21 protein-coding genes are annotated in these 23,909 nt (G+C 67.3%); 6 read left to right on the top strand and 15 right to left on the bottom strand.

The window, feature by feature from the left end:
• The 14 genes from AC3WPZ_RS12530 to AC3WPZ_RS12595 all read right to left on the bottom strand — a co-directional run.
• A partial coding sequence (locus AC3WPZ_RS12530; protein ID WP_492439889.1) for a type IV pilus assembly protein FimV occupies positions 1 to 2,409 on the bottom strand: 2,409 nt, incomplete at its 3' end.
• A 260-nt stretch (positions 2,410 to 2,669) separates the two neighbouring features.
• Positions 2,670 to 3,797: an aspartate-semialdehyde dehydrogenase gene (gene asd / locus AC3WPZ_RS12535; protein WP_444687176.1), complete on the bottom strand. Its 1,128-nt coding sequence runs from the start codon at positions 3,795 to 3,797 to the stop codon at positions 2,670 to 2,672.
• A 77-nt stretch (positions 3,798 to 3,874) separates the two neighbouring features.
• A complete protein-coding gene (leuB, locus tag AC3WPZ_RS12540) occupies positions 3,875 to 4,963 on the bottom strand; it encodes a 3-isopropylmalate dehydrogenase (protein ID WP_382155946.1) in 1,089 nt (362 codons plus the stop codon).
• A gap of 30 nt (positions 4,964 to 4,993) precedes the next feature.
• A complete protein-coding gene (gene leuD, locus AC3WPZ_RS12545; RefSeq protein WP_382321201.1) occupies positions 4,994 to 5,644 on the bottom strand; it encodes a 3-isopropylmalate dehydratase small subunit in 651 nt (216 codons plus the stop codon).
• Between the two features lie 15 nt (positions 5,645 to 5,659).
• The gene (locus tag AC3WPZ_RS12550; RefSeq protein WP_291114172.1) at positions 5,660 to 5,821 is read right to left on the bottom strand and encodes an entericidin EcnAB; all 162 of its coding nucleotides are present in this window, start codon (positions 5,819 to 5,821) and stop codon (positions 5,660 to 5,662) included.
• 40 nt (positions 5,822 to 5,861) lie between these two features.
• Positions 5,862 to 7,283: a 3-isopropylmalate dehydratase large subunit gene (gene leuC / locus AC3WPZ_RS12555; RefSeq protein ID WP_444687175.1), complete on the bottom strand. Its 1,422-nt coding sequence runs from the start codon at positions 7,281 to 7,283 to the stop codon at positions 5,862 to 5,864.
• A 29-nt stretch (positions 7,284 to 7,312) separates the two neighbouring features.
• Entirely contained in the window at positions 7,313 to 8,239 is a 927-nt protein-coding gene (locus tag AC3WPZ_RS12560; RefSeq protein WP_444687174.1) for a LysR family transcriptional regulator, read from the bottom strand.
• A 159-nt stretch (positions 8,240 to 8,398) separates the two neighbouring features.
• Positions 8,399 to 9,709 carry a citrate synthase gene (locus AC3WPZ_RS12565; protein WP_382328418.1) on the bottom strand — a complete coding sequence of 437 codons (1,311 nt, stop codon included), beginning with the start codon at positions 9,707 to 9,709 and terminating at the stop codon, positions 8,399 to 8,401.
• Complete coding sequence (locus tag AC3WPZ_RS12570) at positions 9,706 to 10,017, bottom strand: FAD assembly factor SdhE (RefSeq protein ID WP_291119968.1); 312 nt, start codon at positions 10,015 to 10,017, stop codon at positions 9,706 to 9,708. The genes AC3WPZ_RS12565 and AC3WPZ_RS12570 overlap by 4 nt, the downstream gene beginning before the upstream one ends.
• A 19-nt stretch (positions 10,018 to 10,036) precedes the next feature.
• Positions 10,037 to 10,741: a succinate dehydrogenase iron-sulfur subunit gene (locus tag AC3WPZ_RS12575; RefSeq protein WP_291119971.1), complete on the bottom strand. Its 705-nt coding sequence runs from the start codon at positions 10,739 to 10,741 to the stop codon at positions 10,037 to 10,039.
• A gap of 40 nt (positions 10,742 to 10,781) precedes the next feature.
• Positions 10,782 to 12,587, bottom strand: coding sequence for a succinate dehydrogenase flavoprotein subunit (gene sdhA, locus AC3WPZ_RS12580; protein ID WP_492439891.1), 1,806 nt, complete (start codon positions 12,585 to 12,587; stop codon positions 10,782 to 10,784).
• A gap of 4 nt (positions 12,588 to 12,591) precedes the next feature.
• Positions 12,592 to 12,957, bottom strand: a complete 366-nt coding sequence (sdhD, locus tag AC3WPZ_RS12585; RefSeq protein ID WP_291119976.1) for a succinate dehydrogenase, hydrophobic membrane anchor protein — start codon at positions 12,955 to 12,957, stop codon at positions 12,592 to 12,594.
• 20 nt (positions 12,958 to 12,977) lie between these two features.
• Positions 12,978 to 13,409, bottom strand: coding sequence for a succinate dehydrogenase, cytochrome b556 subunit (sdhC, locus tag AC3WPZ_RS12590; RefSeq protein WP_382321192.1), 432 nt, complete (start codon positions 13,407 to 13,409; stop codon positions 12,978 to 12,980).
• A gap of 154 nt (positions 13,410 to 13,563) precedes the next feature.
• Positions 13,564 to 14,361, bottom strand: a complete 798-nt coding sequence (locus AC3WPZ_RS12595) for a GntR family transcriptional regulator (protein WP_444687173.1) — start codon at positions 14,359 to 14,361, stop codon at positions 13,564 to 13,566.
• Between the two features lie 171 nt (positions 14,362 to 14,532).
• Here AC3WPZ_RS12595 and AC3WPZ_RS12600 point away from each other — a divergent pair, with 171 nt between their 5' ends.
• The 3 genes from AC3WPZ_RS12600 (at position 14,533) to acnB (ending at position 19,210) form a co-directional block, all read left to right on the top strand.
• Positions 14,533 to 15,519 carry a malate dehydrogenase gene (locus AC3WPZ_RS12600; RefSeq protein WP_297403047.1) on the top strand — a complete coding sequence of 329 codons (987 nt, stop codon included), beginning with the start codon at positions 14,533 to 14,535 and terminating at the stop codon, positions 15,517 to 15,519.
• Between the two features lie 18 nt (positions 15,520 to 15,537).
• The gene (locus tag AC3WPZ_RS12605; protein WP_382321189.1) at positions 15,538 to 16,542 is read left to right on the top strand and encodes an HpcH/HpaI aldolase/citrate lyase family protein; all 1,005 of its coding nucleotides are present in this window, start codon (positions 15,538 to 15,540) and stop codon (positions 16,540 to 16,542) included.
• A 67-nt stretch (positions 16,543 to 16,609) separates the two neighbouring features.
• On the top strand, positions 16,610 to 19,210 hold the full coding sequence (gene acnB, locus AC3WPZ_RS12610; RefSeq protein WP_444687172.1) for a bifunctional aconitate hydratase 2/2-methylisocitrate dehydratase: 2,601 nt from the start codon (positions 16,610 to 16,612) through the stop codon (positions 19,208 to 19,210).
• Between the two features lie 117 nt (positions 19,211 to 19,327).
• Here acnB and AC3WPZ_RS12615 read toward each other — a convergent pair whose 3' ends face one another.
• Positions 19,328 to 20,134, bottom strand: a complete 807-nt coding sequence (locus tag AC3WPZ_RS12615; protein ID WP_444687171.1) for an MmyB family transcriptional regulator — start codon at positions 20,132 to 20,134, stop codon at positions 19,328 to 19,330.
• 134 nt (positions 20,135 to 20,268) lie between these two features.
• Here AC3WPZ_RS12615 and AC3WPZ_RS12620 point away from each other — a divergent pair, with 134 nt between their 5' ends.
• The 3 genes from AC3WPZ_RS12620 (at position 20,269) to acnA (ending at position 23,903) form a co-directional block, all read left to right on the top strand.
• Positions 20,269 to 20,682: a hypothetical protein gene (locus tag AC3WPZ_RS12620; RefSeq protein WP_444687170.1), complete on the top strand. Its 414-nt coding sequence runs from the start codon at positions 20,269 to 20,271 to the stop codon at positions 20,680 to 20,682.
• 115 nt (positions 20,683 to 20,797) lie between these two features.
• A complete protein-coding gene (locus AC3WPZ_RS12625; RefSeq protein ID WP_297403479.1) occupies positions 20,798 to 20,956 on the top strand; it encodes a DUF3309 family protein in 159 nt (52 codons plus the stop codon).
• 82 nt (positions 20,957 to 21,038) lie between these two features.
• Entirely contained in the window at positions 21,039 to 23,903 is a 2,865-nt protein-coding gene (gene acnA / locus AC3WPZ_RS12630; protein WP_382155992.1) for an aconitate hydratase AcnA, read from the top strand.
• The last annotated feature ends 6 nt before the right edge of the window (positions 23,904 to 23,909 follow it).

The following is a 23,909-nucleotide window of genomic DNA, read 5'->3' on the forward strand; positions in this document are numbered from 1 at the left end:
GGTCTGGGGGCGGTGGTCCGCCGCGTGCGGGGTGTCCAGGTCGAGGATCGGGCCGTCGTCGAACGACAGCGAGTCGATGCTGGGTGCCGGGGTGCGGTCCATGGCTTGCACCGGCTCGGGCGCATGCTCCTGCAGCGGGGCGGGGCCGGACGGGAAGTCCAAGTCGAAGTCCATCGACATGGACGAGGGCGGGCCATCCTTCGCGTCCGCGGGGGCATTGGTCAGCGCCTCGGTCATCTTGAGGTCGTCCATGCTGGACATGCCCGCCTCCCGGGCGGCCAGCGGTGCGGCGTCCGAGGGTTCGTCGAGCGAAAAGTCCAGATCGAGGTCGAGATCGCCCAGGCCGGACGGCGGGGCTTGCTTGCCGGGCTCGTTCAGCGTGCTGGCGCCAAAGGGCATGGTGTTCAGGCCGGCACCCGCGATGCCCGCCGTGGCCGCGACCTTCACGGCCGGGCTGCCGCCGGGTTGGTACAGGGGGTTGGAGGGATCCAGGTCCTTGCCAAGTTCGCAGGCGTGTTCCCATTCCGGGCCCTGGCCTTGCGTGAGGTTGTAGGCCTCCGTAGCCACCACCTCGAACGCGCGCGCATCGCGGCGCTTGGCGTAGATTTCCAGCAGCTTGTTGTGGATGGCCACGCGCGTGGGCGTGCTGCGCATCGCTTCCTTGAGGATTTCCTCGGCCTGCAGGTCGCGACCGTAGGCGAGATACACGTCGGCTTCGGCGACCGGATCCACATCACCTGCCGCATCCAGCTGGCTGGGCGAGTACACCATGGACGAGCCGGAGGCCACGGATTCCGCGGTGTCGATGCGCTGACCACCGCTGGAGCCGAAGAACGAATCGGGTTGCAGGCGGCTTTCCAGGAAGGAGCTGTCGACGCTCGAACCGTGCTTGCGCTGGCGGATGCGATAGAGGCCCAGGCCGGCCAGCAAGGCCAGCAGGCCGCCCGCCACAGGCAGGGCCAGCGGGTTGTCGCGCAACTGGTCGAAGAACGAAGGTTCGTCGGGCAGCGGCGTGGGCACCGGCAGCGGAGGCTTCACCGGAGCTGGGGTGGTGGAAGGCGCGGCGGCCGCTGGGGCCTCGGCCGGCGGTGCGGCCGGCGCCGGGGCTTCTGCCGCAGGCGCGGCGGGCGCGGGAGCTGCCTCGGTCGGCGCGGGTGCGGCGGGCACGGTCACCGTGGGAGCCGGTGCCGGAGCGGCCGCAGGGGCCGCCGCTGCAGGCGCTGCAGGGGCAGGCGCGGCAGCGGGAGCCGCCGGTGCGGGCGCAGGGGCGCTGCCGCCGCCCAGCTTGGACAATTCCTCGATGTTGCGCGAGAGCTCGGCCACGCGCGAGGACGCTTCCTTGGCCTGGCGTTCCTTGGCGATCTTGTCTTCGTTGGCGGCCTGGCCTGGCGCGGCTTCCTTGGACAGCGTCAGCTTGTCGGCGGCCGGTGCGGCGGGCTTGGCTTCCTTGACTTCGGTCTGCACCTGGCCGGCGGCCTGCCGATCGGCGGCGGCGACACCCGCCTCGGGCGCGCTGCCTGCGAGGCGGCGGCGGAATTCATTGAAATCGCGGCTCTGGGCCGTGATGGTCTGGCGTGCCTCACTCGGCGCGATGGCGCTGGCTTCCGCTGCGCTGGGCAGGTCAAGCACAACGCCGGCCTTCATGCGGTTGACGTTGCCCGAGATGAAGGCGTTGGGGTTCTGTCGCAGCATGGCCACGAGCATCTGGTCCAGGGACACGTCCGCTGGCTTGTTGGCGGCCGCGATGCCGCCGGCGGTGTCACCGGCTTTGACGCGGACCTGGCCTCCACCCGCGCTGCTGGGAGCGGCCGGTGCAGGCGTGGGCCGAGCCACCGGTGCGGGTGCCGGGGCAGGTGTGGGTGCCGCGGCGGCCGGCGCCGGGGTCGCGGCTCGGGGTGGCTGCACCTGAGGCTGGGCGACGCTGGGCGCGGGTGCCGCAGGGCGTGGCGCTGAGGCGGCCGGGGGGGCAGACACGCCCGGCGCCACGGGCACCGGCTGAGGCGCGGCCGCGCGCAGGTTCGGTGGGTCGAAGAGCAGGGTGTAGTCGCGAACCATGCGGCCGGACGACCAGTTGGCCTCGACGATGAGGTCCACAAAGGGTTCGGTGACCGGGCGCGAACTGGTCAGGCGCAGGTAGGCACGGCCATCGGCGCGCCGTTGCAGGCTGATCTGCAGGGTCGCCAGCGCGGCGTTGACGTCCACGCCCGCCGCCCGGAAGGTATCGCCGGAAGCCAGGCCCACCCGCAGGCTGGCGGCTTCTTCCGCATTGATGTCCGGCACGTCGATCTCGGCCCGTAGCGGTTCGCCCAGGGCCGACTGCACCACCACACGACCGAGCGCCAAGGCCTCGGCATCGCTGTGGTGCACGAGGCCCGCACACAGCACCGCCGCCGCAGCGACCGCATGCAACCGCGCGAGACCTCGTAAACCCGTGCCGGGAGGCACTGGGCGGGTCTGTTGGGATGGGGTGTGGCGGGAGATGGATGGCACTTTGACCTCGACGTAAAAAACCGAGAATTGACCTTAACATCAACGGATTACAGTGACAAGCTGAGAATCCGCTTGAGTTTCTTCGTCGACCCTCTGTCGTCGCGGGGCGGGTTGTTGCGTTGCAGTGGCGCAACGTGAACAACCACACCCTTCATCCATCGATGCCATCCCCGGGTGGGTCAGGCCTCGAGCAGGATGCGCAGCATGCGGCGCAGGGGTTCTGCCGCGCCCCAGAGCAGTTGATCGCCGATGGTGAAGGCGCCCACGTACTCCGGGCCCATGGCCAGCTTGCGAACACGGCCCACCGGGATCGTCATGGTGCCCGTCACGGCCACCGGGGTCAGGTCCTGGATCGTCGCTTCGCGCGTGTTCGGCACCACTTTCACCCAGGCGTTGTCGGCCGCGATCATGGCTTCGATATCGGCCACGGGCACGTCCTTCTTGAGCTTGAAGGTGAGGGCCTGGCTGTGGCAGCGCATGGCGCCCACGCGCACGCAGAAGCCGTCCACCGGGATGGCCGGGATATTGAAGCCTTCCCCCATGCCGAGGATCTTGTTGGTCTCGGCCATGCCCTTCCACTCTTCCTTGGACATGCCATTGCCCAGGTCCTTGTCGATCCAGGGGATGAGCGAGCCGCCCAGTGGCACGCCGAAGTTGGCGGTCTCGGCGCCCGAGAGCGAGCGCTGCTTGGCGATCACCTTGCGATCGATCTCCAGGATGGCGCTCTTGGGGTCGTCCAACAGGGCCTTGACCTCGGCGTTGAGCGTGCCGTACTGCGTGAGCAACTCGCGCATGTGCTGGGCACCACCGCCGGAAGCCGCCTGGTAGGTTTGCGTGCTCATCCACTCCACCAGGCCCGCCTTGTAGAGCGCGCCCACACCCATGAGCATGCAGCTCACGGTGCAGTTGCCACCGATCCAGTCCTTGCCGCCCTGGGCCAGGGCGTTCTGGATGACGGGCAGGTTGACCGGGTCCAGGACGATGACGGCGTTCTTGTCCATGCGCAGCGTGGACGCGGCGTCGATCCAGTGGCCGTTCCAGCCCGCCGCGCGCAGCTTGGGGTAGACCTCGCTGGTGTAGTCGCCGCCCTGGGCGGTGATGACGATGTCGCAGCGCTTGAGGGCCGCGATGTCGTGCGCGTCCTGCAGCTGGGTTTCGTTTTTCGCCATCGCAGGGGCTTTGCCGCCCGCGTTGGAGGTGGAGAAAAACAGCGGTTCGATCAGGTCAAAGTCGCTCTCCGCGACCATGCGGTCCATCAGCACGGAACCGACCATGCCGCGCCAGCCAACGAGTCCTACGAGTTTCATGTCAACGCCCTTCAGTTAAAAAACCGTTTTGCCCCGGCTCGTCTGGCCGGGGAGGGGCGTGACGAACCGGAGCTGTATCAGCCCTTGGTAATGGTTTTGGTGATGGCGGCCACGACGGCATCGCCCATGCCGCGGGTGCTCACCTTGGTCGTGCCCTCCGACCAGATGTCCGTGGTGCGCAGGCCGGACGCGAGCACGCTGCTGACCGCAGTTTCAATGCGGTCGGCGGCTTCGGTCTGGTTGAACGTGAATCTGAGCATCATGGCAGCGGACAGTATTGTAGCCAGAGGATTGGCCAGGTTCTTGCCGGCGATGTCCGGCGCGCTGCCGTGGCTGGGTTCGTACAGGCCCTGGTTCTTCGTGTTGAGCGAGGCCGAGGGCAGCATGCCGATGGATCCGGTGAGCATGGACGCCTCGTCGGACAGGATGTCACCGAACATGTTGCCGGTGACGACCACGTCGAACTTCTTGGGCGCGCGCACCAGCTGCATGGCGGCGTTGTCCACGTACATGTGCTCCAGCTCCACGTCGGGGTACTGGGCGTGCACCTCGGTCACCACGTCCTTCCAGAACTGAAAGGTTTCGAGCACGTTGGCCTTGTCGACGCTGGTCACCTTCTTGTTGCGCTTGCGTGCGGCCTGGAAGGCCACGTGGGCGATGCGCTCGATCTCGGGCTTGCTGTAGCGCATGGTGTCGAAGGCTTCCTCCGCGCCGGGGAAGTGCCCGTCGGTGGCGGTGCGCCGGCCACGGGGCTGGCCGAAGTAGATGTCGCCGGTCAGCTCGCGGATGATGAGGATGTCCAGGCCGGAGATCAGTTCGGGCTTGAGGCTGGAGGCGCCCACCAGCTCGGGATAGCAGATGGCCGGGCGGAAGTTGGCAAACAGGCCCAGGTGCTTGCGCAGGCCCAGGATGGCTTGTTCCGGGCGCAGCGGGCGGTCCAGCTTGTCGTACTTCCAGTCGCCCACGGCACCGAAGAGCACCGCGTCGGCGTCCATCGCCAGTTTCAGGGTGGACTCGGGCAGCGGGTGGCCGTGGGCCTCGTAGGCCGCGCCACCCACCAGGGCGGACTCCATTTCGATCGGCAGCTCGAGTGCCTGAAGGACCCTGACCGCTTCGGCCACGATTTCGGTGCCGATGCCGTCACCCGGAAGAACTGCGATTTTCATGTGATGTGAAGTTGGAGTCGAGAGAAATGCTCAGGCCGCCATCGTGTGCGCGAGCCAGGGCTTGGTCGCCAGGCGCTCGGCTTCGAAGGCCGCGATCTTGTCCTTGTAGCGCAGCGTGAGGCCGATGTCGTCCAGCCCGTTGAGCAGGCAGTACTTGCGGAACGCCTGCACGTCGAAGGGGATTTCCTCGCCCTGCGGCTTGACGATCACCTGGCGCTCCAGGTCGATGGTGAGCTGGTAGCCGGGGAAGGCCGCGACTTCATCGAACAGCTGGGCCACCTGCGCCTCGGGCAACTGGATGGGCAGCAGGCCGTTCTTGAAGCAGTTGTTGAAGAAGATGTCGGCGTAGCTGGGCGCGATGATGGCGCGAAAACCGTACTGGTCGATGGCCCAGGGCGCGTGCTCGCGGCTGGAGCCGCAGCCGAAGTTCTTGCGCGCCAGCAGCACGGACGCACCGGCGTAGCGCGGCTGGTTGAGCACGAAGTCGGGGTTGGGCTTGCGGCTGGCCGGGTCCTGGCCCGGTTCGCCCTTGTCGAGGTAGCGCCACTCGTCGAACAGGTTCTCGCCGAAGCCGGTCTTGCGGATCGACTTCAGGAACTGCTTGGGGATGATGGCGTCGGTGTCGACGTTCTCGCGGTCCATCGGGGCCACGAGGCCCTTGTGGAGGGTGAATTTCTGCATGGTGATGTGTGCCTGTTATTTGGCGATGTCCTGGACCTTCTCGCCGGCTTTTTCAATGCCCTTGCCGGCCGCCTGGCCGGCTTGCTTGGCGTCCTGCTTGACGCCGGTCCAGGTGTTGCACGCGGCCAGCGTCAGCGAGAGGGCGAAGGCGGCTGCGATCCATGCAATGCGTTTCATGTGAATCTCCTGAGGGTGGTTGCGGGGGAAGGAGGAAGGGTCAAGCGAAGGTGCGCACGTCCACGAAGTGGCCGTGCACCGCGGCCGCGGCGGCCATGGCGGGGGACACCAGGTGGGTGCGGCCACCAGCGCCCTGGCGGCCTTCGAAGTTGCGGTTGCTGGTGGAGGCGCAGCGCTCGCCCGGCTCCAGCCGGTCGGCGTTCATGGCCAGGCACATCGAGCAACCGGGCTCGCGCCACTCGAAGCCCGCCGCCTTGAAGATCTCGTGCAGGCCTTCGCGCTCGGCCTGGGCCTTCACCAGGCCGGAGCCCGGCACGACCAGCGCCAGCTTGACGTTCTTGGCCACCTTCTGGCCGAGCTTCTTCACCACGGCGGCGGCTTCGCGCATGTCTTCGATGCGGCTGTTGGTGCAGGAACCGATGAAGACCTTGTCGACGAAGATGTCGTTGAGCGGCTTGCCGGGCGACAGGTCCATGTAGGTCAGCGCGCGTTCGATGGCGCCGCGCTTGTTGGCGTCCTTTTCGCGGTCGGGGTCGGGCACCGAGCCGTCGATGCCGAGCACCATCTCGGGCGAGGTGCCCCAGGTGACCTGCGGCACGATCTGCGAGGCGTCGAGTTCGACCACGGCGTCGAACGTCGCGTCGGTGTCGGACTGCAGGGTCTTCCAGTAGGCCACGGCCTGGTCCCATTCCACGCCGGTGGGCGAGAGCGGGCGGCCCTTGACGTATTCGATGGTCTTGTCGTCCACCGCCACGAGGCCGGCGCGCGCGCCGCCTTCGATGGCCATGTTGCACACCGTCATGCGGCCTTCCATGCTCAGCGCGCGGATCGCCGCGCCGCCGAACTCGATGGTGTAGCCCGTGCCGCCGGCCGTGCCGATCTTGCCGATGATGGCCAGCACGATGTCCTTGGCGGTGCAGCCCTTGGCGAGCTGGCCGTCCACGCGCACCAGCATGTTCTTGGCTTTCTTGGCCAGCAGGGTCTGCGTGGCCAGCACGTGCTCGACCTCGCTGGTGCCGATGCCGTGGGCCAGGGCGCCGAACGCCCCGTGGGTGGAGGTGTGGCTGTCGCCGCAGACCACGGTCATGCCCGGCAGGGTCGCGCCGTTTTCCGGGCCGATCACGTGCACGATGCCCTGGCGCTTGGACATGAAGGGGAAGAAGGCGGCCGCGCCGAATTCGGCGATGTTGCTGTCCAGCGTGGTGATCTGTTCCTTGCTGATCGGATCGGTGATGCCGTCGTAGCCGAGTTCCCAGCCGTTGGTGGGCGTGTTGTGGTCGGCGGTGGCCACCACCGAACTCACGCGCCAGACCTTGCGGCCAGCCTGGCGCAGGCCTTCATAGGCCTGGGGGCTGGTGACTTCGTGCACCAGGTGCCGGTCGATGTAGAGCACGGACGTGCCGTCCTCTTCGGTGTGGACAACGTGTTCGTCCCAGATCTTGTCGTAGAGCGTGCGTGGCATGGCGTGGGTCTTGTCGTGGAGGAAGGATTTTAGGCCGCCTGACGGACATCGGCGGCACTGAGGTGATCCACCAGCAGGCGTGCGCTGGCGGGCAGGCTGGAGAAATCGCGGGCCACCAGCACCAGCTGGCGCTGGGCCCAGGGATCGGTCAAGGGCACGGCCTGCAGCGCATCGCCGGTGCTCAGCAACTGGAAGGCGCGCTCGGGCATCACGCCCACGCCCAGGCCGTTGGCGATCATGCGGCACATGGCGTCCAGCCCGGTCACGCGGATGCGCACGCGCACGGTGGTGCCGGCCTGGGTGGCGGCCTGGTGCGTGGCCAGGTGGATGGAGCTGTTGGCGTGCAGGCCCACATGGTCGAAGGGCAGGGTGGCTTCGAAGGGCACGGGTCCGCCGCTGGCCAGCGGGTGCCCGCGCGGCACCACCAGCGCCAGACTGTCGCGCCGGTAGGGCAGGCTTTGCAGGCCGACGGTGCCCATGGCGCCGTTGCACAGGCCGAGGTCGGTGGCGCCTTCCTTCACCGCGCGCAACACCTCGGGGCTGAGGTGCTCCTCCAGATCGATCTTGATCTGGGGGTGTTGGCGCGCGAAGGCGCCCAGGTCTTCGGGCAGGAACTGCACGATGGCCGAGATGCTGGCGTGCACGCGCACATGCCCGCGCACGCCATCGGCGTACTCGGCCAGTTCGATCTGCATCTTCTCCAGGCCGAACAGCACGGTGCGCGCGTGGTGCAGCAGGCCTTCGCCCGCGGGCGTGAGCCGCACGCCCCGCGCATGGCGGTGCAGCAGTGTGGTGCCCAGCGCGCTTTCCAGGTCCGACAGGCGCTTGCTGATCGCCGAGGCGGCGATGAACTCCCGCTCCGCCGCGCGGCCGATGCTGCCCAGCTCGCACACGGCCACGAAGAGTTGCAGCGAGGTGAGGTCGATCTGGCGGGCGAAATTGCGTTCCGAGAGCATGGGGGGTTGGCTTCTCGTTTGGAGAGGCTGAGAAAGGATTTTCCCTCAGATAGTGAGTCCATGACATCGTCAAGGACGATGGCTGGCTTGCTGCTCTGCGCAGGCCGGAGGCGAAAAAAAGCCCGCCGGGCGGCGGGCTTTCAGGGGGGCGGACGCCGATCAGCGGTTGGCCAGCGGCTTGACGTCGCGGCGCACCGAGCCGGTGAACAGCTGGCGCGGACGGCCGATCTTGTACTCGGGGTCGCTGATCATTTCGTTGAGCTGGGCGATCCAGCCGACGGTGCGCGCCAGCGCGAAGATGCCGGTGAACAGGTTGACCGGGATGCCGATGGCGCGCTGCACGATGCCGGAGTAGAAGTCCACGTTCGGGTAGAGCTTGCGCGAGACGAAGTACTCGTCTTCCAGCGCGATCTTCTCGAGTTCCTTGGCCAGCTTGAACAGGGGGTCGTTTTCCAGGCCCAGTTCCTGCAGCACTTCGTTGCAGGTTTCCTGCATCAGCTTGGCGCGCGGGTCGTAGTTCTTGTACACGCGGTGACCGAAGCCCATGAGCTTGACGCCGGAGTTCTTGTCCTTGACCTTCTCCATGAACTCGCCGACCTTGGAGACGCCGCCGTTGCGCTGGATGTCTTCCAGCATGTTCAGGCAGGCCTCGTTGGCGCCACCGTGGGCTGGGCCCCACAGACAGGCCACGCCGGCCGCGATGGCGGCGAACGGGTTGGTGCCGGACGAGCCGCACAGGCGCACGGTGGAGGTGGAGGCGTTCTGCTCGTGGTCGGCGTGCAGGATGAAGATGCGGTCCAGCGCGCGCTCGAGCACCGGGTTGACCTGGTACTCCTCGCAGGGCGTGCCGAACATCATGCGCAGGAAGTTGCCCGAGTAGCTCAGGTCGTTCTTCGGGTACATGTAGGGCTGGCCGATGCCGTACTTGTAGGCCATGGCCACCAGCGTGGGCATCTTGGCGATCAGGCGGATCGCGGCGATCTCACGGTGCTTCGGGTTGTTGATGTCCGTGCTGTCGTGATAGAAGGCCGACAGGCCGCCGACCAGGCCGGTGAGCACGGCCATGGGGTGGGCGTCACGGCGGAAGCCGCGCAGGAAGAACTGCATCTGCTCGTTGACCATGGTGTGGTTGGTCACGAGCTTGTGGAAGTCGCCCCGCTGCGATTCGTTCGGCAGCTCGCCGTTGAGCAGCAGGTAGCAGGTGTCGAGGTAGTCGCACTGCGTGGCCAGCTGTTCGATGGGGTAGCCTCGGTACAGCAGCTCGCCCTTGTCGCCATCGATGTAGGTGATGGCCGACTGGCACGAGGCCGTGGACAGGAAGCCCGGGTCGTAGGTGAACATGCCGGTCTGCGCGTAGAGCTTTCGGATGTCGATCACGTCCGGACCGATGTTGCCGGCGTAGACCGGCAGGTCGACGCTGGGGCTGCCGTTGGAGAACGACAGGGTGGCTTTGTTGTCTACGAGTTTCATGCAGGTTCCTCGGATGATGAGAGAGGTCGCAGGCCGCGCAGCAGTGCAAGCACTTGCGTCACGTCCGCGCGTTCGAGATCGCCTTGGAGGGGCTTTCGACCGAGCAGCAGATCCAGCAGGTCGTTGTCGGACAAGTCCATCAAGAGCCCGAGTGCATCGGCTTGGCGCACGGTTAAGCCAGATTCGTGCCTGGCGAAGAATCGCTCGATGAACAGATCGTTCTCGAGCAGGCCACGACGACACCGCCAGCGCAGCTTGCTCAGCGCGCGCTCGTCCAGCAAGGCATCCTGCAGGGGGGTGTCGGTCATGGGGTTCGGGGGTGGGCGCTCAGACAGAGCGCAGCACCATCATTTCCTTGATCTTGCCGATGGCCTTCGTGGGGTTCAGGCCCTTGGGGCAGACGTCCACGCAGTTCATGATGGTGTGGCAGCGGAACAGGCGGTACGGGTCTTCCAGGTTGTCCAGGCGCTCGCTGGTGGCCTGGTCGCGGCTGTCGGCGATGAAGCGGTAGGCCTGCAGCAGGCCTGCGGGGCCGACGAACTTGTCCGGGTTCCACCAGAAGCTCGGGCAGCTGGTGGAGCAGCTGGCGCACAGGATGCACTCGTACAGGCCGTTGAGCTCTTCGCGCTCTTCGGGGCTCTGCAGGCGTTCCTTCTCGGGCGCCACGGTTTCGTTGATCAGGTAGGGCTTGATGCTGTTGTACTGCTTGAAGAACAGCGTCATGTCCACGATCAGGTCGCGCACCACCGGCAGGCCGGGCAGCGGCTTGAGCACGATGTCGCCCTTGAGCGTGTTCATGTTGGTCAGGCAGGCCAGACCGTTCTTGCCGTTGATGTTCATGGCGTCCGAGCCGCACACGCCTTCACGGCACGAGCGGCGGAACGAGATGGAGGGATCCACCGCCTTGAGCTTCATCAGGGCATCGAGCAGCATGCGCTCATGGCCATCGAGTTCGACTTCGATGCTCTGCATGTAGGGCTTGGCGTCCTTGTCCGGGTCGTAGCGGTAGATCTTGAAGGTGCGTTTTGCCATGGTTTGTTCTCCGTGCGTCGTGGGTGCTGGGTGAAGGGGCTCAGAAGGTGCGGACCTTCGGGGGCACCGACTCCACGGTCAGGGGCTTGAGGTTGACAGGCTTGTAAGTCAGGCTGTTGTCGGCGCTGTGCCACAGCGTGTGCTTCATCCACTCCGCGTCGTTGCGGCCCAGGGGGAACTGCGCGTCGTCGGCCGGGCGCTCGTAGTCGTTCACCGTGTGGGCGCCGCGGCACTCGCGGCCCGCGGCGGCCGAGGTCATGGTGGCCTGGGCGCATTCGATCAGGTTCTCCACTTCCAGCGCTTCGATGCGCGCGGTGTTGAACACCTTGGACTTGTCCTTGAGCGTGATGGCGGCGACGCGAGCGCGCATCGCGTTGATCTTGACCACGCCTTCGTCCATGCTGGCCTGGGTGCGGAAGACGCCGGCGTGCTGCTGCATGGCGGTGCGCAGGTCGTTGGCCACGTCCTGCGAATACTCGCCGTCGGTGGCGTTGTCCAGGCGGGCCAGGCGGGCCAGCGTCTTGTCCGCCGCGTCGGCAGGCAGGGGCTTGTGGATCTTGTTCTTGTTGTTGTACTGGACGATGTGGTCACCAGCCGCCTTGCCGAACACGAGCAGGTCGAGCAGCGAGTTGGTGCCCAGGCGGTTGGCGCCGTGCACGCTCACGCAGGAGCATTCGCCCACGGCGTAGAGGCCGTTGACCACCTTCTGGTTGCCCTGGCCGTCCGGAGTCACCACCTGACCGTGGATGTTGGTCGGGATGCCGCCCATCTGGTAGTGGATGGTGGGCACCACGGGGATGGGGTCCTTGGTGATGTCGACGTTGGCGAAGTTGTGCCCGATCTCGTAGACCGAGGGCAGGCGCTTCATGATGTCGTTGACGCCGATGTGCGTCATGTCGAGGTGGATGTAGTCCTTGTTCGGACCGCAGCCGCGTCCTTCCTTGATTTCCTGGTCCATGCAGCGCGAGACGAAGTCGCGCGGTGCCAGGTCTTTCAGCGTGGGCGCGTAACGCTCCATGAAACGATCGCCGTTGACGTTGCGCAGGATGGCGCCTTCGCCGCGGCAGCCTTCGGTCAGCAGCACGCCCGCGCCGGCCACGCCGGTGGGGTGGAACTGCCAGAACTCCATGTCCTGCAGCGGGATGCCGGCGCGCGCCGCCATGCCCAGGCCGTCACCGGTGTTGATGAACGCGTTGGTGGAAGCCGCGAAGATGCGACCGGCGCCGCCGGTGGCCAGCAGCGTGGTCTTGGCTTCGAGGATGTAGGTCTCGCCGGTTTCCATTTCCAGCGCGGTCACGCCGACCACGTCGCCGCTGGCATCGCGGATCAGGTCCAGCGCCATCCATTCGACGAAGAAGGTGGTGCGGGCCTGCACGTTCTGCTGGTACAGGGTGTGCAGCATGGCGTGGCCGGTGCGGTCGGCCGCGGCGCAGGCGCGCTGCACCGGCTTCTCACCGTAGTTGGCGGTGTGGCCGCCGAACGGGCGCTGGTAGATCGTGCCGTCGGGGTTGCGGTCGAACGGCATGCCGAAGTGTTCGAGCTCGTAGACGACCTTGGGGGCTTCACGGCACATGAACTCGATGGCGTCCTGGTCGCCCAGCCAGTCGGAGCCCTTGATGGTGTCGTAGAAGTGGTAGTGCCAGTTGTCCTCGTTCATGTTGCCGAGCGAGGCGCCGATGCCGCCCTGGGCCGCCACGGTGTGCGAGCGCGTGGGGAACACCTTGGAGAGCACGGCCACCTTGAGGCCGGCGCGCGCGAGCTGCAGCGAGGCGCGCATGCCGGAGCCGCCGGCGCCGACGATGACCACGTCGAACTGACGCTTGGGAAGGGATGCGGATGCGGTCATGGCTTCAGAGCCTCCAGAGAACTTGAACGGCCCAGCCCAGGCAGGACAGGAGCCAGACGATGGTGAAGACGTGCAGCACGAGGCGGATGCCGGCGGGCTTGACGTAGTCCATCCAGATGTCGCGCATGCCGACCCACACGTGGTAGGCCAGGGCCAGGAAGACGGCGAAGGTCAGCGCCTTCATCCACTGTTGGGCGAAGATGCCGGCCCAGCTCTCGTAGCCGATGGGGCCGCTGATGAACAGCACCTGCAGCAGCACGATCAGCGTGAAGATCGCCATGAGGGCGGCGGTGATGCGCTGGGCGAGCCAGTCGCGCAGGCCGTAGTGGGCGCCGGTGACGACGCGCTTGGAACCGTAGTTGACGGACATGTTCAGTTTCCTCGTCGCTATCAGTACAGGCCGAACAGCTTGGCGCCCAGCACCAGCGTGAGGCCGATGCTCAGCACCAGCGTGACGATGGCGGAAGAGCGGCCGAATTCCTTGCTCACCGCATGGCAGGCGTCCATGTACAGGTGGCGGACGCCGGCGATCAGGTGGTGCAGGTAGGCCCAGATGATGGACAGCACCACGAGCTTGAAGAACCAGCCCGGCACGAAGCCGATGCCGGCGGAAAACGCCGAGCTGAAACGTTCGAAGGACAGCTCGGACGACACGGAGGTGTCGAACAGCCAGACGATCAGGGGGAGCAGGATGAACATCAGGCCGCCGCTGGCGCGGTGCAGGATCGACACCCAGCCGGCCGGAGGCAGGCGGTAGGTGGTGAGATCCTTGAAGGCGTTGATGTTGCGGAACTCGGGCCGCTTCTTGGTCAACTCGGTCATGGTGGGGCTTTCTTCCGGGGAGGGAGGGGTCGTCGCGGTTTGGTAACTCGTTGGTAACTATTGCCAAGGCGCGTCAAATTCTATTGCAATGCACCAAACCGCAGTCCGGCACTCGGACGCTCCCCGATATCCGGGGCTCCGGCTGGGTGCGCCATCAGCTCAGCTCGTTGTGGTAATGGCGTGCGTCGGTGCGGTAGTAGCCGCGGCGCAACTCCATGGGTTCGTCGTTGTAGGTGTAAGCCAGGCGTTCCACGCTCAGCAGCGGGTGCCCGGGCGCGACGTCCAGCAGGGTGGCGGTGTCTTCGTCGGCGCTGACCGCCTTGATCTTTTCCACCGCGCGCACCATGCGCACGCCGAACTGCGTTTCGAACAGGGCGTACATCGGGCCCTTGTCTTCCGACAGCGCCTCGATCGTCAGGCCTTTGAAGGGGCCGCCCGGCAGCCAGAGTTCTTCCACGATGGCGGGGATGCCGGCGAACGCCAGCACGCGCTTGACCTGCAGCACGGCGTCGCCCGTGCGCAGGGCCAGCTGGCGCGCCACCTCGGCCGGCGCGCGCAGGCGGCGGCATTCGACGATACGGCGCTCGGCTGGCCCCTGGTCTTCCAGGGTGCCGGTGTCGGGCAGCAGGCGCAGGAAGCGGTACTGGATGTGTTGCTCGGCGTGGGTGGCCACGAAGGTGCCCTTGCCCTGGCGGCGCACCAGCAGGTTGTCGGTGGCGAGTTCGTCGATCGCCTTGCGCACGGTGCCCTGGCTCACGCGAAAGCGCGCGGCCAGGTCGAATTCGCTCGGGATCATGTCGCCCGGCTTCCACTCGCCCGCCTGCAGGCTGCGCAGGATCAGGGTCTTGATCTGCTGGTACAGCGGGCTGAAGGCCGGCGCGGTGTTCTCGAACACGGGGGCGCCGGCCTCTGCAGGTGCCGCGTCGGTGGGATTCTGGGGTGAGGTGGCCATGCGTTTGCGGGCGCCATCGGGAGGGCGCTCATGGCTTCAATCATATCTTATATAAGACATAAGACAAATTGACGTATCAGGGTTTGCGAGGGTACACTCACGGGCTGTCCAGGGGGTTCGCCCGCCTCGTCATTTCTCTCTTCCCCAACGTCCTTTTCCGGAGTTTTCACCATGAACAAGAAGCCCGTTCGCGTTGCCGTCACCGGCGCCGCTGGCCAGATCGGTTACGCCCTGCTGTTTCGCATCGCCTCCGGCGAGATGCTGGGCAAGGACCAGCCCGTGATCCTGCAGCTGCTGGAAATTCCGGACGAGAAGGCCCAGAAGGCGCTCAAGGGCGTGATGATGGAGCTGGAAGACTGCGCGTTCCCGCTGCTGGCCGGCATGGAAGCCCACAGCGACCCCATGACCGCCTTCAAGGACACCGACTACGCCCTGCTGGTGGGTGCCCGTCCGCGCGGCCCCGGCATGGAGCGCGCCGACCTGCTGGCCGCCAACGCCCAGATCTTCACCGCCCAGGGCAAGGCGCTGGACAAGGTCGCCAGCCGCGACGTCAAGGTGCTGGTGGTCGGCAACCCCGCCAACACCAACGCCTACATCGCCATGAAAAGCGCGCCCAGCCTGCCGCGCGAGAACTTCACCGCCATGCTGCGCCTGGACCACAACCGCGCCGCCAGCCAGATCGCCGCCAAGACCGGTGGCAAGGTCGGCGAGATCGAGAAGCTCACCGTCTGGGGCAACCACTCGCCCACCATGTACGCCGACTACCGCTTCGCCACCATCGGCGGCAAGAGCGTGAAGGACGCGATCAACGACCAGGTCTGGAACGCCGACACCTTCCTGCCCACCGTGGGCAAGCGCGGCGCCGCCATCATCGAGGCGCGCGGCCTGTCGTCGGCCGCTTCGGCCGCCAACGCCGCCATCGACCACATGCGCGACTGGGCCCTGGGCTCCAACGGCAAGTGGGTCACCATGGGCGTGCCCTCCAATGGCGAATACGGCATCCCCAAGGACGTGATCTTCGGCTTCCCGGTCACCACCGAAGGCGGCAAGTACAAGATCATCGAAGGCCTGGAAATCGACGCCTTCTCGCAAGAGCGCATCAACAAGACGCTGGACGAGCTCAAGGGTGAGCAGGACGGCGTCAAGCACCTCCTGTAATCGGCTGGTAACCGCGCCTTGGCTCCGATCCATCCTCGCCACATTCTGCTCGGTGCCCAGGCCGGCGCGTTCGCGCTGCCCGTCTGCGACCACTACAGCGGGGTGGAAGCCCGGATGCGCAAGAGCCTGGCGCTGCAGGCCGAGATGGCCGAGGAGTTCGGCACCTGCGTCTTCGACGTCACGCTGGATTGCGAGGACGGCGCGCCCGTGGGCGGTGAGGCCGAGCACGCCGCGCTGGTGACCGAACTGGCCCTGGCCGCGGCGCCCGAGGCGCGCGTGGCGGTGCGCGTGCACCCGGTGGACCACCCGGCGTTCGACGCCGACGTGGCCACCATCGCGGCGCGCGCCGGCCATCGCCTCGCGCACCTCATGGTGCCCAAGGTCGAATCGGTCGCCGACGTGCAGCGCGCAGCGGACGCGCTCGACGCCGCTGGCGCCCGGGCCTTGCCCCTGCACGTGCTCGTCGAGTCCCCCGCGGCGGTGCACCGCGCGTTCGACATCGCCGCCCACCCCCGGGTGCAGAGCATCAGCTTCGGCCTGATGGACTTCGTCTCGGCGCACGGCGGCGCCATCCCGGCCGACGGCATGAGCGCCGCCGGCCAGTTCTCGCACCCGCTGGTGCTGCGCGCCAAGCTGGAGATCGCCTCGGCCTGCCATGCGCACGGCAAGGTGCCCTCGCACTGCGTGGTGACCGAGTTCAAGCACCTGGATGCCCTGCAGCAGGCCGCCCGCCAGGCCGCCCGCGAGCTCGGTTACACGCGCATGTGGAGCATCCACCCTGATCAGATCCGCCCCATCCTGGCCGCGTTCGCGCCCCAGGCGAGCGAGGTCCACACCGCCGCCGCCCTCATCGAGCGCGCCCTGGCCGCCGACTGGGCGCCGGTGCAGTTCGAAGGCCGCCTGCACGACCGGGCGAGCTACCGCTACTTCTGGCAAGTGCTGGAGCGCGCGCACCAGACCGGCCTGCCATTGCCCGACACGGTGCAAGCCCACTTCGCCGAACCCGCCGCCCTGCGGCATTGAGCTTGCTTGGCAACCGTCCCCACCTGTTTTCTGCCCCACGAATTTCACATCCCCACTGGAGAACCCCATGTCCACCTTCCTCACCGACTACCGCGCCCACGCCGCCGAACGCGCCGCGCTGGGCATTCCTCCGCTGCCGCTGGACGCCAAGCAGGTCGCCGACCTGATCGAGCTGATCAAGGCACCGCCGGCCGGTGAGGACGCCTTCCTGCTGGACCTCATCACGCACCGCGTGCCGCCCGGCGTGGACGACGCGGCCAAGGTCAAGGCCAGCTTCCTGGCCGCCGTGGCGCATGGCGACGTGAAGGTGAGCCTGATCTCCAAGTCCAAGGCCACCGAGCTGCTGGGCACCATGGTGGGCGGCTACAACGTGCACCCGCTGATCGAACTGCTGGACGACGAGGAAGTGGCCAGCGTGGCGGCCGAGGGCCTGAAGAAGACGCTGCTGATGTTCGACTTCTTCAACGACGTGGCCGAGAAGGTCAAGGCCGGCAACCTCAAGGCCCGCCAGGTGATGCAGAGCTGGGCCGACGCCGAGTGGTTCACCAGCCGCCCCGAAGTCGACAAGACCATCACCGTGACCGTGTTCAAGGTGCCCGGCGAAACCAACACCGACGACCTCTCGCCCGCGCCCGACGCCTGGAGCCGCCCGGACATCCCGCTGCATTACCTCGCCATGCTGAAGAACACGCGCGAAGGCGCGGCCTTCAAGCCCGAGGAAGACGGCAAGCGCGGCCCGATGCAGTTCATCGACGACCTGAAGAAGAAGGGCCACCTCGTGGCCTACGTGGGCGATGTGGTGGGCACCGGCTCCAGCCGCAAGTCGGCCACCAACAGCGTGATCTGGGCCACCGGCCAGGACATCCCCTTCGTGCCCAACAAGCGCTTCGGTGGCGTCACGCTGGGCGGCAAGATCGCCCCCATCTTCTTCAACACCCAGGAAGACTCGGGCGCGCTGCCGATCGAAGTGGACGTGAGCAAGCTCGAAATGGGCGACGTGATCGACATCCACCCCTACGACGGCAAGATCACCAAGGGTGGCGCCACGCTGGTCGAATTCCAGCTGCGCAGCGACGTGCTGTTCGACGAAGTGCGCGCCGGCGGCCGCATCAACCTGATCATCGGCCGCTCGCTCACCGCCAAGGCGCGTGAGTTCCTGGGCCTGCCCGCCAGCACGGTGTTCCGCCTGCCGCAGGCACCCGCCGAAACCAAGGCCGGCTTCACCCTGGCCCAGAAGATGGTGGGGCGCGCGGTCGGCCTGCCCGAAGGCTTCGGCGTGCGCCCCGGCACCTACTGCGAACCCAAGATGACCACCGTCGGTTCGCAGGACACCACCGGCCCGATGACGCGCGACGAACTGAAGGACCTGGCCTGCCTGGGCTTCAGCGCCGACATGGTGATGCAGTCCTTCTGCCACACCGCCGCCTACCCCAAGCCGGTGGACGTGAAGACCCACCGCGAGCTGCCCGCCTTCATCAGCAACCGCGGCGGCGTGGCCCTGCGCCCGGGCGACGGCGTGATCCACAGCTGGCTCAACCGCCTGCTGCTGCCCGACACCGTGGGCACCGGCGGTGACTCGCACACCCGTTTCCCGATCGGCATCAGCTTCCCCGCCGGCTCCGGCCTGGTGGCCTTCGGCGCCGCCACCGGCGTGATGCCGCTGGACATGCCCGAATCCGTGCTGGTGCGCTTCAAGGGCCAGATGCAGCCCGGCGTGACCCTGCGCGACCTGGTGCACGCGATCCCGCTGTACGCGATCAAGGCCGGTCTGCTGACCGTGGCCAAGGCCGGCAAGATCAACATCTTCTCGGGCCGCATCCTGGAAATCGAAGGCCTGCCGGATCTGAAGGTCGAACAGGCCTTCGAGCTGAGCGACGCTTCGGCCGAGCGCTCGGCCGCCGGTTGCACCATCAAGCTCAACCCCGAGCCGGTGAAGGAATACCTCACCAGCAACGTGGTGCTGATGAAGAACATGATCGCCCAGGGCTACGCCGATGCCCGCAGCCTGAAGCGCCGCATCGAGAAGGTGGAAGCCTGGCTGGCCAACCCCAGCCTGCTCGAAGCCGACAAGGACGCCGAGTACGCCGCCGTGATCGAGATCGACCTGGCCGACATCAAGGAACCCATCCTCTGCTGCCCGAACGACCCCGATGACGCCAAGACCCTGTCCGACGTGGCCGGCACCAAGATCGATGAAGCCTTCATCGGTTCGTGCATGACCAACATCGGCCACTTCCGTGCCGCGGCCAAGCTGCTGGGCGGCCAGCGCGACATCCCCGTCAAGCTGTGGGTCGCGCCGCCGACCAAGATGGACGAGAGCGAGCTGATCAAGGAAGGCCACTACTCGGCGTTCGGCACCGCCGGTGCCCGCACCGAAATGCCCGGCTGCTCGCTGTGCATGGGCAACCAGGCGCAGGTGCGCGAAGGCGCGACCGTGGTGTCCACCTCCACCCGCAACTTCCCGAACCGCCTGGGCAAGAACACCAACGTGTACCTGGCCTCGGCCGAACTCGCGGCCATCGCCTCCAAGCTGGGCCACATCCCCACCGTGGCCGAGTACCACGAAGCCATGGGCGTGGTGAACAAGGACGGCGCGGCGATCTACCAGTACATGAACTTCGACCAGATCGAGGAGTACGCCGAGGCCGCGAAGGGTGTGACGGCGTAAAAGGGACCCCCCGCGCCGCCTTCGGCGTCACCCCCCGGGGGCGGCGCTGGAGGGCCGGTGGAGCCGGACCCTCGGCGCCCTGGATCAAAAAAGCCGCTGCGGTTGCAGCGGCTTTTTTTACGCCTGCGCGGCGAGTTGCCTGAGCAACTCTGCAGACGCTTCATCGCCTGGAAAGAAGGTCTCCAGCGCCAGCTCCTGCAGGGTGATGTCCACCGGCGAGCCGAACACCGTGGTCGTGCTCACGAGGTTCAGCACGCCATGGCCGGTGTTGAACTGGAAAGGCATCAGCACGCCATGGTGTTCGCCCGGCAGCGTGCCGGCGTCGTTGCCGAACGATGCCGGGTAGCCCTTGAGTTCGGCCAGCAGCGCGGCCAGCGCCTCATCGCCGGTGGCGTGGATCTGCTGGCGCAGGCGCTCGAACAGGTGCTCGCGCCATTGCCGCAGGTTGGCGATGCGCGGCGCCAGCCCCTCGGGGTGCAGGCTCAGGCGCAGCACGTTGACGGGGCCCTCCAGCAGCCGGGGCGAGGCCCCCACCATCAGCAGCGGCACCAGGCGGTTGGCCATCACCAGGTTCCAGTGCCGGTCCATCGCCAGCGCGGGCCAGGGTTCGTGGCAGTCCAGGATGCGCTTGACCGCCGCGCGCGCCGAGGCCATGTCGGGCGCGTCCAGCGGGCGCTCGCGGTACATCGGGGCGTACCCGGCGGCTTCCAGCAGCGCGTTGCGTTCGCGCAGCGGCACCTCGAGGCGGTCGACCAGGCGCAGCACCATGTCGCGGCTGGGGCTGGCGCGGCCGGTCTCCACGTAGCTCAGGTGCCGGGTGGACACATCGGCCACGTGCGCCAGGTCGAGCTGGCTCAGGCGGCGCCGCTGGCGCCAGTGGCGCAGGCGTTCGCCGAACGGGGAGGGGGTGGACAGGGCGTTCATGGGCGGCATGGTAGGGCACCCGGGCGCCGCCCGGCCATGACCTGCCACGTCATGGACGCCGAGCACCCGCCGGCCGACCATGCACCCCGGATGCCCTGAATTCCATCCGTCCTCACCTCATCAAGGAGTGCACCATGTCCCTCATCGCTTCCCTCACCTCCCCGGTCGGCCTGCGCCGCGTGCTCTGGGCCGATGCCCTGTCCGGCTCCGGCACCGCCGTGCTGCACCTGGCCCTGACCGGCTCGCTGTCCGCCCTGCTGGGCCTGCCCGGCGCGCTGCTCAGCGCCTCGGGCATCCTGCTGCTGCTCTACGTCGCCCTGGCCGGCACGCTGGCCCTGCAGGCCACGCCGTCGCGCGCGCTGCTGGGCGTGCTGGTGCTCGGCAACTTCGCCTGGATGGCGGCCTGCCTCGCGCTGCTGTTCGGCGGCCTGGTCTCGCCCACGCCGCTGGGCCAGGCCTACCTGGTGGTGCAGGCGGTGGCGGTGCTGGTGCTGGCCGAGCTGCAATGGATGGCGCTGCGTCGCCAGCGGCCGGCCGCCCTGGCATGAGGCGTGTGCGCCAGCGCACAGATGTGCGCGCACCGAGCGCCTACGCTGGATGGGCGCCCGCGACGGACCGGCCGCCGCGGGCGCCCATCGGTCTTTTTGAACAAGGAAAACAACCATGACGCTTGGAACCATCCTCCTGATCATCCTCATCCTGATCCTGCTCGGCGTCTTTCCCACCTGGCCTCACAGCCGCGGCTGGGGGTATGGGCCCAGCGGGGTGCTCGGGGTGGTGCTCATCATCGTGATCGTGCTGCTGCTCACCGGCCGTTTGTGACGCAATTCATGGCCGTCAGCACGGATTAGCGGGCTCCTGACAGAATGGACCGGTGTTTCACCGATTCCGTCAGGAGCCCCACATGCCCACGACCAGCCATTTCGCCCATCCCTTCGCCTCCACCGTCAAGACCTTCAAGACCGCCTCGGGCAAGAGCGGCCGCTTCTATTCCCTGCCGGCGCTGGCCAGACAGTACCCCTCTGTGAAGCGCCTGCCGGTGTCGCTGCGCATCGTGCTGGAGAGCGTGCTGCGCCATTGCGATGGCGAGCGCGTGACGCCCGACCACGTGGCGCAGCTCGCGCAATGGCAGCCCAACACCGCGCGCACCGACGAAATCCCCTTCACCGTGGCGCGCGTGGTGCTGCAGGACTTCACCGGCGTGCCCCTGCTGGCCGACCTGGCCGCCATGCGCAGCGTGGCCCAGCGCCTGGGCCAGGACCCGAAGAAGATCGAGCCGCTGGTGCCGGTGGACCTGGTGGTGGACCACTCGGTGATGGTCGACCACTACGGCACCAAGCAGGCGCTCGACCTCAACATGAAGCTGGAATTCCAGCGCAACAACGAGCGCTACCAGTTCATGAAGTGGGGCATGCAGGCCTTCGACACCTTCGGCGTGGTGCCTCCGGGCTTCGGCATCGTGCACCAGGTGAACCTGGAGTACCTGGCGCGCGGCGTGCACATGAAGGGCGGCATGTACTACCCCGACACCCTGGTGGGCACCGACAGCCACACCACCATGATCAACGGCATCGGCGTGGTGGCCTGGGGCGTGGGCGGCATCGAGGCCGAGGCCGCCATGCTGGGCCAGCCGGTGTACTTCCTCACGCCCGACGTGGTGGGCTTCGAGCTCACCGGCCGCCTGCGCGAAGGCGTGACCGCCACCGACCTGGTGCTCACCGTCACCGAGATCCTGCGCCAGCACAAGGTGGTGGGCAAGTTCGTCGAGTTCTTCGGCGAAGGCACGGCCTCGCTCGCGCTGCCCGACCGCGCCACCATCGCCAACATGGCGCCCGAGTACGGCGCCACCATGGGCTTCTTCCCGGTGGACGAGAAGACGCTGGCCTATTTCCGCGGCACCGGCCGCAGCGCCGCCGAGATCGAGGCCTTCGAGGCCTACTTCCGGGCCCAGGGCCTGTTCGGCGTGCCGGCCAGCGGCGAGATCGACTACTCCAAGGTCGTCAAACTGGACCTCGGCCTGGTCACGCCGAGCCTGGCCGGCCCCAAGCGCCCGCAGGACCGCATCGAACTCGGCCAGGTGGCGCGCCAGTTCTGCGACCTGTTCAGCAAGCCCAACGAGCAGAACGGCTTCAACCGTCCGGCCGAGCTGCTGCACACGCGCTACCACGCGATCGACAACGAGATGGCGCCCGTGGCCGTGCCCTCGGCCAAGCCCACGCCCGAAGGCGCGCCGCGCTTCGAGGTGGAGATGGTGGCCAACCGGCCGGTGCGTGCCAGCGCGCCGGTCAAGGAACCGCGTGGCGACCTCACCATCGGCAACGGCGACGTGCTGATCGCCGCCATCACCAGCTGCACCAACACCAGCAACCCCGGCGTGCTGCTGGCCGCCGGCCTGCTGGCCAAGAAGGCGGTGGAAGCCGGCCTCAAGGTGCAGCCGCACATCAAGACCTCGCTGGCCCCCGGCTCGCGCATCGTCACCGAATACCTCACCCAGACCGGCCTGCTGCCCTACCTGGAAAAGCTCGGCTTCGCGCTCGCCGGCTATGGCTGCACCACCTGCATCGGCAACGCGGGCGACCTCGCGCCCGAGCTCAACGCCGTCATCACGCAGAACGACCTCATCTGCGCCGCGGTGCTCTCGGGCAACCGCAACTTCGAGGCCCGCATCCACCCCAACCTCAAGGCCAACTTCCTCGCCAGCCCGCCGCTGGTGGTGGCCTACGCCATCGCCGGCAACGTCATGAAAGACCTCATGACCGAGCCGGTGGGCAAGGGCAAGGGCGGCAAGCCGGTGTTCCTGGGCGACATCTGGCCCAGCAGCGACGAGATCTACCAGCTCATGAAGTTCGCCATGAACGGCAAGGCCTACCGCGAGAACTACGCGCGCGTGGCCAGCGAGCCCGGCAAGCTGTGGGAGCACATCAAGGGCGTCTCGGGCAACGCCTACACCTGGCCCAAGAGCACCTACATCGCCGAGCCGCCGTTCTTCGAAACCTTCCAGCTCGCGGCCACGGCGTCCGCCGAGCCGCCGGCGGTGCGTGGCGCGCGCGTCATGGCGCTGTTCGGCGATTCCATCACCACCGACCACATCTCGCCGGCCGGCAACATCGCCGAGAACTCGCCCGCTGGCCAGTGGCTGCTGGCGCATGGCGTGCTCAAGGCCGATTTCAACAGCTATGGCGCGCGCCGGGGCCACCACGAGGTGATGATGCGCGGCACCTTCGCCAACGTGCGCATCAAGAACCTGATGCTGGCCCCCTTGCCCGGCGGATCGCGCGAGGAGGGCGGCTGGACGATCTACCAGCTCGACGGCGTGGGCCAGGGCCAGAAGATGAGCATCTTCGACGCCGCCATGCGCTACCAGGCCGCCGGCGTGCCCACCGTGGTGTTCGCGGGCGAGGAGTACGGCACCGGCTCCAGCCGCGACTGGGCCGCCAAGGGCACCCAGCTGCTGGGCATCAAGGCCGTGGTGGCGCGCAGCTTCGAGCGCATCCACCGCTCCAACCTGGTCGGCATGGGTGTGTTGCCATTGCAATTCAAGGCCGGTGACTCCTGGGAAAGCCTGGGCCTGGCCGGTGACGAAACCATCGACGTGGTCCCGCACCCCGACCTGCTGCCGCAGAGCGAGGCCCGGCTGGTCATCACCCGCGCCAACGGCGAGCGCCGCGAGGTGAACGTCATTCTGCGCATCGACACGCCGGTGGAGGTGAACTATTACCGCGACGGCGGAATCCTCCCCTACGTCCTCAGGCAATTGTTGAGCGCTTGAGCCCGA

This window comes from Hydrogenophaga sp. FW305-3-2-15-A-LB1, assembly GCF_058787875.1.